Origin of the sequence: Collinsella sp. AM15-2, from assembly GCF_003471985.1 — a bacterium.
GTDB lineage: Bacteria > Actinomycetota > Coriobacteriia > Coriobacteriales > Coriobacteriaceae > Collinsella.
The window spans coordinates 43,079-58,554 of record NZ_QRKO01000009.1 but is presented as its reverse complement, the minus strand read 5'-3'; the positions used below and the strand labels follow the sequence as shown (position 1 = coordinate 58,554).

Here is a 15,476-nt window from a genome sequence, read left to right as displayed (position 1 = left end):
GCAACAGTGCGATATTATCCATACTCGATAAAGCTCGCGGCGCATAGGGTGCCGCGACCGACACTTTTCTTTCCCATCATTGGAGGAAGCATGAGCTACACGCAGAAAGTTCTCGACGAGCTCAAGGCCCGCTATCCCGAGCAGCCTGAGTTCATCCAGGCCGCGACCGAGATCCTCGGCACCATCCAGCCGGCGCTCGACGCCCACCCCGAGTACGAGGAGGCCGCCCTGCTTGAGCGCCTCGTCGAGCCCGAGCGCATCGTCATGTTCCGTGTTCCCTGGGTCGACGACCAGGGCAAGGTTCAGGTCAACCGCGGTTACCGCGTCGAGTTCAACTCTGCCATTGGACCCTACAAGGGCGGCCTGCGCTTTAATCCGACGGTCACCCTGGGCATGCTTAAGTTCCTGGGCCTGGAGCAGATCCTCAAGAACAGCCTGACCACCCTTCCCATGGGCGGCGGCAAGGGCGGCTCCGACTTTGACCCCAAGGGCAAGTCCAACAACGAGATCATGCACTTCTGCCAGTCCTTCATGACCGAGCTCTATCGCCACATTGGCCCCAACACCGACGTTCCCGCCGGCGACCTTGGCGTTGGCGGCCGCGAGGTTGCCTACATGTTCGGTCAGTACAAGCGCCTGACCAACGAGTGGACCGGCGTCCTCACTGGCAAGGGCCTCTCCTTTGGCGGCTCGCTCGCCCGTACCGAGGCCACCGGCTACGGCCTGGTCTACTTTGTGGACGAGTACCTCAAGAGCCGCGGCGACTCCTTCGAGGGCAAGAACGTCGTCGTTCACGGTTCCGGCAACGTTGCTATCTATGCCGTCCAGAAGGTCGCGCAGCTCGGCGGCAAGGTGCTGGCCTGCTCCGACACCCACGGCTGGGTCGAGGATCCCGACGGCATCGACTACTCCGTGCTCGAGCACGTCTACAACCAGAAGCGCTCCGGCCACGACAAGGGCGTCACGCTCGCCATGTACGTTGACGAGAAGCCCGGTGCCGTGTGGCACGAGGGCGACGGCCGCGGCGTGTGGCAGCTGCCCTGCGACATCGCCCTGCCCTGCGCCCGCGAGAACACGCTGCTGCTCGAGGACGCCCAGGCGCTCGTCGCCAACGGCTGCAAGGTGGTCGGCGAGGGCGCGAACATGCCCACGACCATCGAGGCCACGACCTACTTCCAAGAGAACGGCGTCGCCTTTATGCCCGGTAAGGCTGCCAACGCCGGCGGCGTGCTCGTGTCCGGCCTGGAGATGAGCCAGAACGCCGAGCACCTGTCCTGGACCTTCGAGGAGGTCGACGGCAAGCTCGAGCAGCTCATGCGCGGCATGTTCCACAACGTGGACGACACCGCCAAGGAGTACGGCCAGGAGGGCAACTTTGTCATGGGCGCCAACATCGCCGGCTTCCTGAAGGTCGCCGACGCCATGCTCGCTCAGGGCGTCTGCTAAGCCCAGCTCGACATAGCACCTGATGAGGCTCCCAGCATTTGTGCTGGGAGCCTTTTTCTATGGTGGTGAGGGCCGTGCGCCCTCGTTTGGTACACTTAGGGGTACTGGACAAGTAAAGAGATGGGGGAGAACGTGCTCAAGTTCGGTACCTACGTCCGTGTTGGAAACGCGGCCGAAGCCTATGAGCTCTTACAGAAGAACCGTAACAACAAGATTGTGGGCGGCGGCATCTGGATGCGCCTGGGTTCGCGTCGCGTGGCGACGGCGATTGACCTTTCGGCCTGCGGACTCGATCAGATCGAGGAGACCGAGACCGAGTTTCGCATCGGTGCCATGTGCACCCTGCGCCAGCTCGAGCGTCATGCCGGGCTCAACGCGCTTGTCAACAATGTCTTTGAGTTCGCCGTCCACGACATCGTGGGCGTGCAGCTGCGCAATACCGCTACGGTGGGCGGCAGCATCTACGGCCGCTTTGGCTTCTCGGACGTGCTCTCGGCTTTCCTGGCGCTCGATTCCTATGTTGAGCTGACGGGCGCCGGTCGCGTGCCGCTCGCGGAGTTCGTGGACATGGGCTACGTACGTGACGTGATCGAGCATGTCGTGGTCGTCAAGCACGATTACCGCGCGAGCTATGAGGCCGTGCGCAAGGCCGCGACCGACTTCCCCTCCTTAAACGTCACCGCCGCCTGGTGGGACAACAGCTGGCACGTCACCGTGGGCTCCCGCCCGCTGCGCGCTACCTTGCTGCAGGGCGAGGCATGTGGCCTTTCCAGCGAGCAGCCTTCCGAGGACGAGCTTCGCGCCCTTGCTGCATCCGTGCGTGCCCTGAGCTACGGAACCAACCTGTGGGGCTCGGTCGAGTACCGCCGTCGCATCTCGGCACCGCTCGCCGTCCAGGCCGTGCGTCGTGCCGCCGGCATCGAGCTTTCTGCCGCGCTTGCCCGCGAGCTCGAGACCGTGCAGATTCCTAAGTTTGCCACGGACGAGTATTCCTGCCGCCGCGTGCCCGGCGTCGATTCTAGCGAGGTGCGCTAATGGCTACCAAACTCATCGATCTTTCCTTTACGCTCAACGGCCGCAAGGTCAAGGTTCAGATTGCCCCCGATACCATGCTCTTTTCGCTTTTGCGTGAGCAGGGTTGCGCGTCGGTGCGCTGCGCCTGCGAGACCACCAACTGCGGCCTGTGCACGGTGTGGCTCGACGGCTACCCGGTGCTGAGCTGCTCGGTTCCCGCCGCGCGCGTCGAGGGCCATACCATCACCACGCTCGAGGGTCTCAAGGCTGAGTCCGAGGCGCTTGCCCGCGCCATGGCTGCCGAAGGTGCCGAGCAGTGCGGTTTTTGCGCTCCCGGCCTCATCATGAACGTGCTGGCGCTTGCCCGCGCCGCCAAGGAGGACCCGAGCCTCGTCGCCACGCGCGAGGAGCTGTCGCGCCAGCTCGCCGGCAACCTCTGCCGTTGCAGCGGCTACGAGAGCCAGCTGCGCGCCATTGTCCGCTTCCTCAACGAGTCCGGCGTGCAGGTGGGCTTTGAGATGCCCGAGCTGCCGGTCAACGACACCAGCTGCGACGGTGTCTCGTACAAGCAGATCACCCATAAGCAGCCCAAGAAGGACTCGAAGGCGCTGCTCGAGGGCCGTCCCGTCTACACGGGCGATATGGTGCCCGCCGGCGCCCTGATCGTCAAACTCAAGCGCAGCCCCTATGCCCGCGCCAAGATCCGCTCCATCGATACGTCGCGCGCCCTGAAGGTGCCCGGCGTCGTGGGCGTTTACACTTACGAGGACGTGCCCAAGCGCCGCTTTACCATCGCCGGTCAGAGCTATCCGCAGCCGAGTCCCTACGACCGTCTGATCCTCGAGAACCTCGTGCGCTACCAAAACGAGGAGGTGGCGATCGTTGCCGCCGAAACCGAGGAGGCCGCCGATAAGGCACTCAAGCTCATCAAGGTCGACTACGAGGTGCTCGAGCCGCTGCTCGACTTTACCAAGGCACTCGATAACGACATCGTGGTCCACCCCGAGGGCGACGTGACCTTTATGTTCCCGCAGGGCGGCGATGTCCCGCGCAACCTGGTGTGCAGCGGTGCCAGCGATTTTGGCGACCTTGACGAGGCCTTCGCCCAGAGCGATATCGTCTTTGAGCGCACCTACACCAGCCAGGCCACGCAGACCGCGCCTATGGAGACCTTCCGCGCCTTTGCGACGACCGACGCGTTCGGGCGCATTTCGGTGACCACCTCCACGCAGGTGCCCTTCCACGTGCGCCGCATGGTCGCGCAGTCGCTCGATATCCCGCAGTCGCAGGTGCAGGTCATTAAGCCGCGCATCGGCGGCGGCTTTGGCTCCAAGCAGACGGGCTGCTGCGAGATCTTTGTTGCGTTTGTGACCCAGCAGACCGGCCGTCCGAGTTACTGCTGCTACACCCGCGAGGAGACCATCACTGCGGGCAACTCGCGCCACCAGATGCAGATGACCGTTAAGCTGGGCGCCATGAACGACGGCACCATCACGGCCATCGATCTGCACACGCTGTCCAACGCCGGCGCGTACGGCGAGCACGCTACCACGACGATCGGCCTCTCGGGCCACAAGAGCCTGCCCATCTACAACCACGTGAAGGCGAGCCGCTTTAGCTGGGACGCCGTCTACACCAATACCAACCGCGGCGGCGCGTATCGAGGCTACGGTGCCACCCAGGGCCAGTTTGCCGTGGAGAGCGCCGTCAACGAGCTCGCCGACATGCTGCACATGGACCCCGCCGACCTGCGCCTTAAGAACATCGTGCGCGAGGGCGAGATCATGCCGCAGTATTACAACGAGAAGCTCAACGCCTGCGCGCTCGACCGCTGCCTGCTGCGCGCGATGGACATGATCGGTTGGCGCGACAAGCCGCTGGCCGTGGACCTGGGCGACCGCGTGCGCGCCCTGGGTTGCGCGCTTACCATGCAGGGCTCGGGCATCTCCAACGTGGATATCGCCGGCATTGACATGCGCCTGGAAGAGGACGGCTTCATTACCATCGGCACCGGCGCCACCGATAACGGCATGGGCGTCGACACGATCCTGGCGCAGATTGCCGCCGAGGAGCTGGGCGTGGAGAGCTCGCTGATCGTGGTGCGCGGTGTGGACACCGACTTGTCGCCGTTCGACGCCGGCTCGTACGCGAGCTCTGGTACCTACGTGACGGGCCTTGCCGCCAAGAACGCCGCGACCGAGCTGCGCGAGAAGATTTGCGCCAAGGCCGCTCAGATGTGGGACGTTGACGCCGCCGACGTGGTCTTCGACGGCCAGTACGTGCGCCTGTCCGACGAGCGTGCCGCTCGTGAGCAGAACCGCTACCTCACGCTGCGCGAATTTGCCAACCTATGCGTCAAGAACATCGCGGGCGGCGACGCGCTGACCTCGCACGCCTCTGCCTGCCTGCCCGTTTCGCCCCCGCCGTTTATGGCCGGCATTGCCGAGGTCGAGGTCGACAAGGCCACCGGCAAGGTGACCGTGGTGGACTACGCGGCGGCCGTCGACTGCGGCACCGTGATCAACGAGGCGCTCGCGCGCGTCCAGGCCGAGGGCGGCATTGCCCAGGGTATCGGTCATGCGCTCTACGAGATCGTCGAGCACGACGACCGTGGCCGCCTGCGCACCGGCAACTTTATGAGCTACAAGCTGCCCACGCGCCTGGATATCGGCAGCATTCGCGTGGCCTTTGAGCCGAGCTACGAGCCGACGGGTCCGTTTGGCGCCAAGTCGATCGGCGAGGTCGTCATCAACACGCCGCTCGCCGCCGTGGCCTCGGCCGTCGCACACGCCACCGGCCACCAGGTGCGCTCGCTGCCCATCACACCGGAGAAGGCTCTGCTGGGGGAGTAGCGGGTCATCTAACAAGTCGTAGTTGGCGGGACGGGACAACTCGCCCCGCCTTTTGCACTCGTGGTGAGGTCGTGAGCCTGTAAAAGGTGTGCGTGCGCTTGTCGTTCGTATCTGCTATCATTCCTAGTCTGTGCGCTCATGCGGGCGTGGCGGAATTGGTAGACGCGCCAGATTTAGGTTCTGGTGGGATTCCCGTGAAGGTTCGAGTCCTTTCGCCCGCACCAACGCATCTGCGTCGGCTCTGGCCGTCGCGACACTTTGTTGCATAAAGGTACCAGCACCTCAGATAAGCTGGGCAGTATGAGGAGGAACGTGTTGAACATCACCGCTTCTGACGTCAAGGACGCCAAGCTCACCGCTACGGTCACCATCCCGGCCGCCGACGTCGACGCCGCGATCAAGAAGGCCTACAAGGACACCGCCAAGAAGTACCGCTTCCCGGGCTTCCGTGCCGGTAAGGCTCCCCGTCCGGTCATCGACTCCGCTCTTGGCGCCGAGGCTACCCTCGCTCAGGCCACCAACGACCTGATCGCCACCAACGAGCCCGCCGTCCTCAACGAGCTGGACATCGTCCCCACCAAGAACGGTGACTACAAGGAGCTCGACCTCGCCAAGGATCACGAGGACTACACCTACACCGTCGAGTTCTCTCTGCGTCCTGCTGCTGAGCTCTCCTCCTTCGACGCTGTCGAGATCGAGATGCCCCCTGCGGAGGTCACCGAGTCCGAGATCAACAACCAGGTCGAGATGCTCCTCAACTACCGTGCCACCTTCGAGGACGTCGAGGGTCGCGCCGTCGAGGCTGACGACTATGTGACCGTCGACCTCAAGGCCGTCGAGAACGCCGACAACTTTGCCGCCGAGGGTCGCATGCTCATCGCCGGTAGCGACAGCAACCCCAAGGAGTTCAACGAGGCCCTGATCGGCGCTAACGTTGACGACGTCAAGACCGTCACCTGGACCGACGAGGTCGAGGAGGCCGAGACCCACACCGTCGAGGTCACCGTCAAGGGCATCAAGGTCCGCAACACCCCCGAGCTCACCGACGAGCTTGTCAAGTCCGACTTCGGCTTCGACAGCATCGACGCCATGCGCGACGCCATCAAGATCGAGATCGAGCAGGACAAGGCTTCCCGCCTGCCGGCCGAGAAGGAGAACCGTTGCGTCTCCGCTCTCGCCGAGCGTCTGCAGCTCGACGAGATGGACGCCGACTACGAGCAGTCCGTCTTTGAGGAGCTTGGCCAGAACTTCCTGTCCAACCTCGCTGCCCGCGGCATGACGCTGGACACCTGGCTGCCCGCTTCCGGCCTGACCATGGAGCAGTTCATCGGCGACCTGCATAAGCAGGCCAACGACGTTGCCCGTGAGTCCCTGGCTCTGGACGCCCTCGCCCGTGAGCTCAAGATTGAGGTCACCGAGGACGACATCAACGCCGAGTTCGAGAAGGCCGGCGTCAAGGACGTCGAGGCTTCCAAGGCCGAGTTCATCGCCGATGGCCGCATGCCTGCCGTCCGTGAGTCCATCCGTCGCTCCAAGGCCGTCGATCACCTGGTCGAGAACGCCAAGGTGACCGAGGTCGACGAGACCGCCAAGGACGCCGAGTAATTCTCGCCACCTTGTCCACGAGCGCATGCATGCGCCCGTGATGGGGTAAAGTTATAAGCCGGTTATCCGGTTGCTTCGTACGGTGCCAGCCAATGCATAGCATGCGGGCACCGTACGTTTATCTAGAACCAATTTGGTCCGCAAGAGAGAAATGGAGATGCGTATGATCGCTAAGTTCGATTCCGCCCTCGTGCCATACGTTATCGAGCAGACGCCGCGCGGCGAGCGCAGCTACGATATCTATTCGCGCCTGCTCAACGATCGCATCATCTTCTTGGGCGAGGAGATCAACTCCGTCAGCGCCAACCTGGTCGTTGCCCAGCTACTGCATCTTGAGAGCCAGGATGCCGAGAAGGATATCTCGCTCTACATCAATTCGCCCGGCGGCGAGGTTTACTCCGGCCTGGCGATTCTTGACACCATGAACTTTATCAAGCCGCAGGTCTCCACCATCTGCGTCGGTATGGCTGCGTCCATGGCCGCCGTGCTGCTTTCGGCTGGCGCCAAGGGCAAGCGCTTCTGCCTGCCGCACTCCAAGGTCATGATTCACCAGCCCAGCGGCGGTGCCCAGGGCCAGCAGACCGAGATCGAGATCGTTGCCGAGGAGATCAAGAAGACCCGTCGCGAGCTCAACCAGATCCTGTCCGATGCCTCGGGCCAGCCCATCGAGAAGGTCCAGGCCGATACCGAGCGCGACAACTACCTGACCGCTGCCGAGGCCCTCGACTACGGCCTGATTGACCGTATCGTCACCTCTCGCGATCTCGCCGCGAAGGACGCCTAGGATGGCAGGAAACATGCAGGACAACTTTGACGAGAACGGCAACCCCATCCGCTGCTCCTTCTGCGGAAAAGAGCAGGGCCAGGTCCGACGCCTCGTAAAGGGCCCGACCAACATCTTTATCTGTGACGAGTGCGTCGCCGCCTGCTCCGAGATTCTGGAGGAGTCGCTGGCTTCGGACTTTATGGACGCTGCCCGCAATGGCAAGCTGCCGGGCTTCCTCAACGACCACGGCCAGGCTGCCGGGCAGCCCGCTGTGGACCCCGAGACCGAGGGCTTTGAGCTCGAGGACGACCGCCAGGTCATCACGCACGTGCCGACGCCGCACGAGATCTATGACGAGCTTTCGGCTTATGTCATGGGCCAAGAGGACGCCAAGCGCGCCATGTCGGTTGCCGTGTACAACCACTATCGTCGCGTGATCGAGGGCGGCGCCGCGGTGTCTGCCTTTGACGAGGCATCGGGCATGGGCGGTCAGTTTGACGACGATATGGACGAGGTGGAGCTCGCCAAGTCCAACATCCTGCTGCTCGGTCCCACCGGTACCGGCAAGACCCTGTTGGCCCAGACGCTCGCGCGCATCCTCGAGGTGCCGTTTGCCATCGCCGATGCCACCGCGCTCACCGAGGCTGGTTACGTGGGCGAGGACGTGGAGAACATTCTGCTCAAGCTTATCAATGCTGCCGATGGCGACATTGAGCGCGCTCAGGTGGGCATTATCTACGTGGACGAGATTGACAAGATCGCCCGCAAGGCCGAGAACCTCTCCATCACCCGCGATGTCTCGGGCGAGGGTGTGCAGCAGGCGCTGCTGAAGATTCTTGAGGGCACGGTGGCCAGCGTTCCGCCTACCGGCGGCCGCAAGCATCCCCAGCAGGAGCTGCTACAGATCGACACGACCAACATCCTGTTCATCTGCGGCGGTGCCTTTGTGGGTCTGGATAAGATCATTGCCGATCGCGTGGGCAACAAGGGCGTGGGCTTTAACTCCGAGATCGCCGGTCCCACCTCGGTCGACGAGAACGACCTACTGCGTCAGGTGCTCCCGCAGGACCTCAACGCCTTTGGCATGATCCCCGAGTTCGTGGGCCGTACGCCCGTCGTCACCCAGACGCAGGCGCTCGACGAGGACGACCTGGTGTCGATTCTGACCGAGCCCAAGAACGCCGTGGTGCGCCAGTACCGCAAGATGTTCCAGCTCGAGGACGTCGATCTTGAGTTTGAGGACGCGGCCCTGCACGAGATCGCCCGTATGGCGCTCGCCCGCAAGACCGGCGCTCGCGGCCTGCGCTCCATTTGCGAGGACGTGCTGCAGCAGACGATGTTCGACCTCCCCAGCGAGGAGGGTGTCGCCAAGGTCATCGTGACCGAAGCGGCGGTTAAGGGCGAAGAACAGCCCCAACGCATCTACGGGTAAACCAGCCAAAAACGTGCTTGCAAATAGCCTCCGACCATCCACGGTCGGAGGCTATTTTATATATACGCAAAACACCCAACTACCTGTGTTATTCTGTGTGTTTGTTTAAGCCTCAGCGAAGTCATATCAGACTGAAGTAATCGATACCTAAGGGGAGGAATGTAGGCCCGATTTTCGTAGATTCCGCACGAGCCGAAGACCACTTAATGTGGTCTTCGAGCGAGCCCAGGACTTGACCGAGCGAAAATCGGGCCTACATTCCTCCCCGATGGGCAAGGGAGAGATATATGGAAGAAATGCCCAAGAACTACGATCCGTCGACCAACGAGCCGGCGATCTTGCAGAAGTGGCTCGACGGCGGCTACTACAAGCGCCGTGAGGGCGTGGGCGACTGCACCGTCACCATTCCGCCTCCCAACGTGACCGGCAAGCTCCACATGGGCCACGCCACCGACGACTCCATCCAGGACGCCATCATCCGTATGGCCCGCATGCGCGGCAAGTCCACGCGCTGGGTGCTGGGCACCGACCACGCCGGTATCGCCACGCAGACCAAGGTCGACAAGAAGCTCAAGAGCGAGGGCATCAGCCGCCTGGAGATCGGTCGCGACAAGTTTGTCGACGCCTGCTGGGATTGGACCCACGAGTACGGCGGCATTATCGTCGAGCAGATCAAGCGCATGGGCTGCTCCGTCGACTTCGACAACGAGCGCTTCACCATGGACGAGGATTACGCCCAGGCCGTGCGTAAGGTCTTCTGCGACTGGTACCACGACGGTCTGATTTACCGCGGCAAGCGCATCGTCAACTGGTGCCCCAACTGCACCACCGCCATCTCGGACGACGAGGCCGAGTACAAGGACGAGAAGGGCCACCTGTGGCACCTGCGCTACCCGCTGACCGAGCCGGTCAACGGCCAGGATTACATCGTCGTCGCCACCACGCGCCCCGAGACCATGCTCGGCGATACGGGCGTCGCCGTCTCCCCGAAGGATCCCGAGAAGGCCGCCTTTGTGGGCAAGACCGTCAAACTCCCCATCGTCGACCGCGAGATTCCCATCTTTGAGGATTGGCATGTCGACGCCAACTTTGGCTCCGGCTTCGTTAAGGTCACCCCTGCCCACGACCCCAACGATTACGCTATGGGTCAGGCTCACGACCTGCCGCAGATCAATATCTTCGATGAACACGCGGTGGTCGTCGAGGGCTACGGCGAGTTTACCGGCATGACCCGCGAGGAGTGCCGCGAGGCCGTCATCAAGTGGTTTGAGGAGCATGACCTGCTCGACCACGTCGAGGAGCACGACCACTCCGTCATGCACTGCTACCGTTGCGACGCCGCGCTGGAGCCGTGGCTGTCCGAGCAGTGGTTTGTGGCCGTCGACAAACTCAAGGGGCCGGCGCTCGACGCCGTCAACTCCGGCAAGGTCACCTTCCACCCCGCGCGCTGGACGCAGACCTACACCACCTGGATGGAGAACCTTAAGGATTGGTGCATCAGCCGCCAGCTGTGGTGGGGCCACCGCATCCCCGTGTTCTACTGCGAGGACTGCGGCTGGGAGGACGCCCTGACCGAGGACACCGACGTGTGCCCCAAGTGCGGCGGCCATCACGTGCATCAGGATGAGAACGTGCTGGACACCTGGTTCAGCTCGCAGCTGTGGACCTTTGCCACGCAGGGCTGGCCGCAAAAGCCGGGGCTGCTCGAGGGACATCACCCCACGACGGCGCTGGTCACCGCGCGCGACATCATCGCGCTGTGGGTCGCCCGCATGGTTATGAGCTCCCTGTACTTCCTGGACGAGGTGCCGTTTAAGGACGTCGTCATCTACCCGACGATCCTTGCCAAGGACGGTAGCCGCATGTCCAAGTCCAAGGGCAACGGCGTTGACCCCATGGACCTCATTGGCATGTACGGTGCCGACGCCATGCGTTACAACTTGCTCACGCTGTGCACCAACAACCAGGACGTCAAGTTCGACGCGAACATCGACAAGAAGACTAAGAAGCTCATCGACAGCCCGCGCACCGAGCAGGCCAAGTCGTTTGTGACCAAGATCTGGAACGCCAGCCGCTTCCTGCTCATGAACATGGAGGGCTACACGCCCGGCGAGCCCGTCGTGGAGACGCCGGCCGACGCCTGGATGTTCAGCCGCCTGGCCAAGGCCGTGAAGATGGTCACCGAGGGCATTGAGAGCTACACCTTTGGCGATATGGCCCGCGGCGTGCAGCAGTTCTTCTGGAACGAGGTCTGCGACTGGTACGTCGAGGTCACCAAGGCCCGCTTGAAGGGCGAGGACCGTCTGCAAGCTCAGCGCAACCTGATCTTTGTGCTCGACACCTCCATTCGCCTGATGCACCCGCTTATGCCGTTTGTCACCGAGGAGATCTGGGACAACATGCCGGCGAGCGTGCTCGACCTGGACGCCGAGGGCAACGTGGACCGCGCCGAGGCGCTCATGATCGCCAAGTGGCCCGAGCCCGCCGACTACGCTAAGTATGTCGATGAGCCTGCCGAGCGCGCGTTTGAGCTGTGCCGTACCGTCGTTTCCGCCGCCCGCGCCACGCGTTCGCGTTATCGCCTGAGCCCCAAGGCCGAGCTCGACGTGGTCGTGCGCGCCGGTGCCGAGGACATCGAGAAGCTCGAGAGCCTGCGCTCGACCATTGAGCCGCTGGCCAACACCGCTTCGCTGGTCATGGGTACCGACGTTGAGAAGCCGGCTGCGAGCATTGCCGTGGTCGACAGCGGCGTCGAGGTTTTTGTGGTGCTCGAGGGCAAGGTTGATCTTTCGGCCGAGAAGGCGCGCCTGGAGAAGGAGATCGCCACGGCTCAGAAGGAGCTTGCCGGCTGCGAGAAGACCCTTGCCAACGAGGGCTTTGTGGCCAAGGCCGCGCCCGCGGTGGTGCAGAAGAAGAGGGACCGTGCAGCTGAGCTCAAGGAGATCCTGGCGGCGCTGACTGCTCAGGTTGCTGACTTCTCGTAAGGTTCACTCGGGGGCGCGTCCCGATGCTTTGCTCTCCGCTGCGGACAGTCCTGCGCAAGACGGACAGCACATTAAGTGCTGTCCTTTGCGTGCGGAACTTGCGGCGAGCAAAGCATCGGGCCGCTCCTAGTTCGTTTACGTTGTTGTTTGCATCTGGCGTGTTAGGGCCACTGGGTTGTGGCCTTGATCTCGCTGCAAGCGGGTAAAGGCTGATATTGTCAACGTGAGGGGCTCATTCTTTTTGATGGGCCTCTTTTTCTGTTATGGGGGACTTTGGGTTATGGCTAAGCGTTCGGGGTCGTATGTCGTTCCTTTCTCGTTTGAGCTGCTTTCGTTTGATGAGGCTGTGGGACTTGCTGCTGATACGGGGCGGATTTCTGGGGATGCTGGTCCTCTGCTCGAGACGGTTGTCGATATGCTCGATGAGCTGGGACGTCCGGATGAGTATTTCGATTGCATTCAGGTTGCCGGTACCAATGGCAAGACTTCGACCACGCGTTTTTCGGCTGCTATCTTGCGTGGTGAGGGGTTAAAGACCGCGCTGTATACGTCGCCGCAGCTGGTGCGCTATCCCGAGCGCATGGAGGTCGATGGGCGCGTCGTGAGCGATGAGGCCTTTGCCCGTGGCGTTTCCGCCGCTGTTGAGGCGGGACATCGCGTGAATGCCCGTCGTGTGGCGGCGGGGGAGCGTGCCTATGCCATCACGCCGTTTGATCTGCTGACGGCTGCCGCACTTGTCGTGTTTGCCGAGGCCGCGGTGGATGTTGCTGTGCTCGAGGTCGGCATGGGCGGACGCTGGGACGCCACGAGTGCGACCGATCCCGTCGCCGTTGCCATTACGGGCATCGGGCTCGACCATACACGCATTCTGGGAGATACGCTCGAGGCCATTGCGGTGGAGAAGGCTGCGGTTATTAAGCCTGGGCGCCTGGTTGTTTTGGGCGAGGGTACGCATGAGGCAAGTGTTCAGCGCGTGATGGATGCACGTTGTCGCGAGTGCGGCATTGTGCCGCTCGTAGTGAACCATGCCACGACCAAAGTGCCGGAGCACGTGGGCAATACGGTTGAGTTTAGCTGCACCACGCCGCGTGCGATCTATACGTCGAGCATGGTCAAGCCGGCCTATCAGCCGCAGAATGCCGCGTGCGCGATTATGCTGTGCGAGGGGTATCTGGGTCGCGAGCTCGATCATGACAAGCTCGATGCGTCGCTTATGGGCTGCCCCACGCCGGGCCGATTTGATGTGCTGGGAACTGATCCGCTTAAGCTGATTGACGCCTGCCATAACCCTCAGAGCTGCGAGAACTTTGTGAGCGCGCTGGACGAGATCGATCCGTGCGTGGAGAACCGCCCCACGTTGCTGTGTGCCGCGCTGGCCGACAAGGACGTGGCTGGCATCGTCGACGTGCTGATTCCGGCCTTCCCCCGTGTGGTCGTGACGCAGACCGATTCCGATCGCGCCCTGCCGGCAGAGGAGCTCGCCGCCCTTGTGGACGCTGACAAGCTCGCGGGCGTGTACCCCAGCGTATCCGAGGCCCTCGCAGCTTTCGAGGCCGCGGGCGAGCCCTTCGTAGCAGCCGGCACCATTACCCTAGCCGGCGAAGTGGCAGGCTTGCTGCGCTAACCCATCCCCTCATCAGTTGCGGTGAAATAGGGACTGTTTTATGGGCTAGAAGCCTTAAACAGTCCGTATTCCACCGCAACTTCTAGGGGAGCTTTGGTGGCGTGCCTAGTCTAGGCGGACCGGATCGTGGGGGTAGGCGTTGAGAATCTCGACGCCGTTCTCGGTCACCAGGGCCAGGTCCTCGATGCGGACACCGGTGCGGCTGGGGAGGTAGATGCCCGGTTCGATGGAGAACGTCATGCCCGGCTCCACGACCTGCTCGTTGACGAGCGAGACGTCGCCTGGCTCGTGGTCCTGCAGGCCGATCGAGTGTCCCAGGCGATGCGTAAAGTATTCGCCGTAGCCCGCGTCCTCAATCACGTCGCGCGAGGCACGGTCCAGGTCGCACATGCGCACGCCCGGTGCGATGAGCGCCTCGGCGGCCTCGTTGGCGCGGCGCACGATATCGTAGATGCGCGCCGTCTCCTCGTCCGGCTCGCCCCAAAAGAACGTGCGCGTCATGTCCGAGCAGTAGTTGCGATGGCGTCCGCCAATGTCGAACAGCACCACGTCGCCGCGTTTAAGCTCGGTATCGTCGGGCTCGTGATGCGGGTCGCCGGCGTTGGCGCCAAAGCTCACGATGGGCGGAAAGCTAAAGCCCTCGCAGCCGTGCTTGCGATACAGACTGAGCATCTGGTCGGCAATTTCGCGCTCCGTCACGCCCTCGTGGACGAGCTTGATAACATCGGCCATCACGGCATCGTTAGCGGCCGAGGACGCGCGCATGAGCTCCTGCTCGGCGGCATCCTTGTAGGTGCGTGCGGCGGTGACGGCAAAGTCACCCAGGAAAAACTCGCTTGCGGCGTGGCGCTCCATGAGCGGCATCAAAAAGCCGGAACGCATGACGGTGTCGATGCCGAGCGGCTTGGTCGGATCGATCTCGCGAGCGATGGCATCGGTCACGATATCGGTATCGGTGTGGTAGGCGACGCGGGCATTGTCATACTCTGGCAGCTGGTGCAGGGCGTTGACTAGGATCACCGGCTCGGCACCGCGCGCGAGCAGCACGCCGCAAAAACGCTCGAACATATCGGCATAAAAGCCGGTTAGGTAATAGATCGACCACGGGTCATTCACGAGCAGCTGCGCACCGGGGTGCTGAGCCTCGAGCGCATCGAGCACGCGCGCCACGCGCTGGTCATCGACATGTGCCATGAAACATCCTTTCGCTAGGCTGCCACCATGGTATCCCAAGCCCGGCACATAGGGACGTTCCTTTTATGTCGGCACCTTGGGACACTCCTTAGCATGACCAGCCTGGCAGGCATGCAGACAAAAGTAGCTAAAAGAGCTCCGTCCCTAATTAGCTGCTTAGGCTGGGTCGATGTCCATGCTGGCGACTAGGTCAATGTTGGTGCCGAGAAGATCTTCCAGCACGACGTCGCCCATGCGGATGGGGGCGTTGACGACTAGACCTCGGATGAGGGCCATGGCTTGGGCGTGGAGTGCCAGCGGGATGGCTTCGGCCGTGCGCACGGGGAGCAGGGCTTCGTCGCCGCCGGATACAGCCACGGTGGTGGTGAGCACGCGCATGGGGCAGGTGAGCTCCTGATGTGCGAACTTGTCGCCACGCGGGCAGTTGTTGCCGGTTACGGAGCGCACCTCTGCCACGGCGCCGTCTGTGTCGCGTTTCACCTCTACGGTCAGGAGGCACTCGGATGGGCAGGTGGTGCAGTTGAACTGCAGCGTTTCGATCGCGTTTATGCTCATGGCC

At 62.8% G+C, this 15,476-nt stretch carries 10 protein-coding genes, 1 tRNA gene and 1 pseudogene; 10 read left to right on the top strand and 2 right to left on the bottom strand.

What is annotated here, in order from left to right; translation table 11 throughout:
• Window positions 1–90 precede the first annotated feature (90 nt).
• From gdhA to DW171_RS05460, 10 genes and pseudogenes are all read left to right on the top strand, one after another.
• On the top strand, window positions 91–1,446 hold the full coding sequence (gene gdhA, locus DW171_RS05500; RefSeq protein ID WP_117646557.1) for an NADP-specific glutamate dehydrogenase: 1,356 nt from the start codon (window positions 91–93) through the stop codon (window positions 1,444–1,446).
• Window positions 1,447–1,578: 132 nt separating this feature from the next.
• Entirely contained in the window at window positions 1,579–2,481 is a 903-nt protein-coding gene (locus DW171_RS05495; protein ID WP_118270681.1) for a xanthine dehydrogenase family protein subunit M, read from the top strand.
• Window positions 2,481–2,924 (top strand): annotated as a pseudogene (locus tag DW171_RS10425) ((2Fe-2S)-binding protein); the annotation flags it as partial. The gene DW171_RS05495 and the pseudogene DW171_RS10425, both read left to right, overlap by 1 nt.
• Before the next feature lie 177 nt (window positions 2,925–3,101).
• Window positions 3,102–5,312: a xanthine dehydrogenase family protein molybdopterin-binding subunit gene (locus tag DW171_RS05490; protein WP_369832467.1), complete on the top strand. Its 2,211-nt coding sequence runs from the start codon at window positions 3,102–3,104 to the stop codon at window positions 5,310–5,312.
• A 140-nt stretch (window positions 5,313–5,452) separates the two neighbouring features.
• Window positions 5,453–5,536: transfer RNA gene (locus DW171_RS05485), tRNA-Leu, on the top strand.
• An 88-nt stretch (window positions 5,537–5,624) separates the two neighbouring features.
• A complete protein-coding gene (tig, locus tag DW171_RS05480) occupies window positions 5,625–6,917 on the top strand; it encodes a trigger factor (RefSeq protein WP_233539109.1) in 1,293 nt (430 codons plus the stop codon).
• Between the two features lie 163 nt (window positions 6,918–7,080).
• Window positions 7,081–7,701 carry an ATP-dependent Clp protease proteolytic subunit gene (locus DW171_RS05475; protein WP_022095182.1) on the top strand — a complete coding sequence of 207 codons (621 nt, stop codon included), beginning with the start codon at window positions 7,081–7,083 and terminating at the stop codon, window positions 7,699–7,701.
• 1 nt (window position 7,702) lies between these two features.
• On the top strand, window positions 7,703–9,115 hold the full coding sequence (gene clpX / locus DW171_RS05470) for an ATP-dependent Clp protease ATP-binding subunit ClpX (RefSeq protein ID WP_118270674.1): 1,413 nt from the start codon (window positions 7,703–7,705) through the stop codon (window positions 9,113–9,115).
• A gap of 287 nt (window positions 9,116–9,402) precedes the next feature.
• Window positions 9,403–12,099, top strand: coding sequence for a valine--tRNA ligase (locus tag DW171_RS05465; protein ID WP_118270673.1), 2,697 nt, complete (start codon window positions 9,403–9,405; stop codon window positions 12,097–12,099).
• A gap of 280 nt (window positions 12,100–12,379) precedes the next feature.
• Complete coding sequence (locus DW171_RS05460; RefSeq protein ID WP_117773596.1) at window positions 12,380–13,723, top strand: folylpolyglutamate synthase/dihydrofolate synthase family protein; 1,344 nt, start codon at window positions 12,380–12,382, stop codon at window positions 13,721–13,723.
• Window positions 13,724–13,828: 105 nt separating this feature from the next.
• On the opposite strand, the gene DW171_RS05455 is transcribed toward DW171_RS05460, so the two are convergent.
• Window positions 13,829–14,917: a Xaa-Pro peptidase family protein gene (locus DW171_RS05455; protein ID WP_118270672.1), complete on the bottom strand. Its 1,089-nt coding sequence runs from the start codon at window positions 14,915–14,917 to the stop codon at window positions 13,829–13,831.
• A gap of 156 nt (window positions 14,918–15,073) precedes the next feature.
• Entirely contained in the window at window positions 15,074–15,472 is a 399-nt protein-coding gene (locus DW171_RS05450) for a DUF1667 domain-containing protein (protein WP_118270671.1), read from the bottom strand.
• Window positions 15,473–15,476: the final 4 nt, after the last annotated feature.

Coding starts and splice junctions, on each gene's coding strand:
- DW171_RS05460 (WP_117773596.1), top strand. CDS start 12,380: ATGGCTAAGCGTTCGGGGTCGTATGTCGTTCCTTTCTCGTTTGAGCTG.
- clpX (WP_118270674.1), top strand. CDS start 7,703: ATGGCAGGAAACATGCAGGACAACTTTGACGAGAACGGCAACCCCATC.
- DW171_RS05465 (WP_118270673.1), top strand. CDS start 9,403: ATGGAAGAAATGCCCAAGAACTACGATCCGTCGACCAACGAGCCGGCG.
- DW171_RS05490 (WP_369832467.1), top strand. CDS start 3,102: ATGGTGCCCGCCGGCGCCCTGATCGTCAAACTCAAGCGCAGCCCCTAT.
- gdhA (WP_117646557.1), top strand. CDS start 91: ATGAGCTACACGCAGAAAGTTCTCGACGAGCTCAAGGCCCGCTATCCC.
- DW171_RS05450 (WP_118270671.1), bottom strand. CDS start 15,472: ATGAGCATAAACGCGATCGAAACGCTGCAGTTCAACTGCACCACCTGC.
- DW171_RS05455 (WP_118270672.1), bottom strand. CDS start 14,917: ATGGCACATGTCGATGACCAGCGCGTGGCGCGCGTGCTCGATGCGCTC.
- DW171_RS05475 (WP_022095182.1), top strand. CDS start 7,081: ATGATCGCTAAGTTCGATTCCGCCCTCGTGCCATACGTTATCGAGCAG.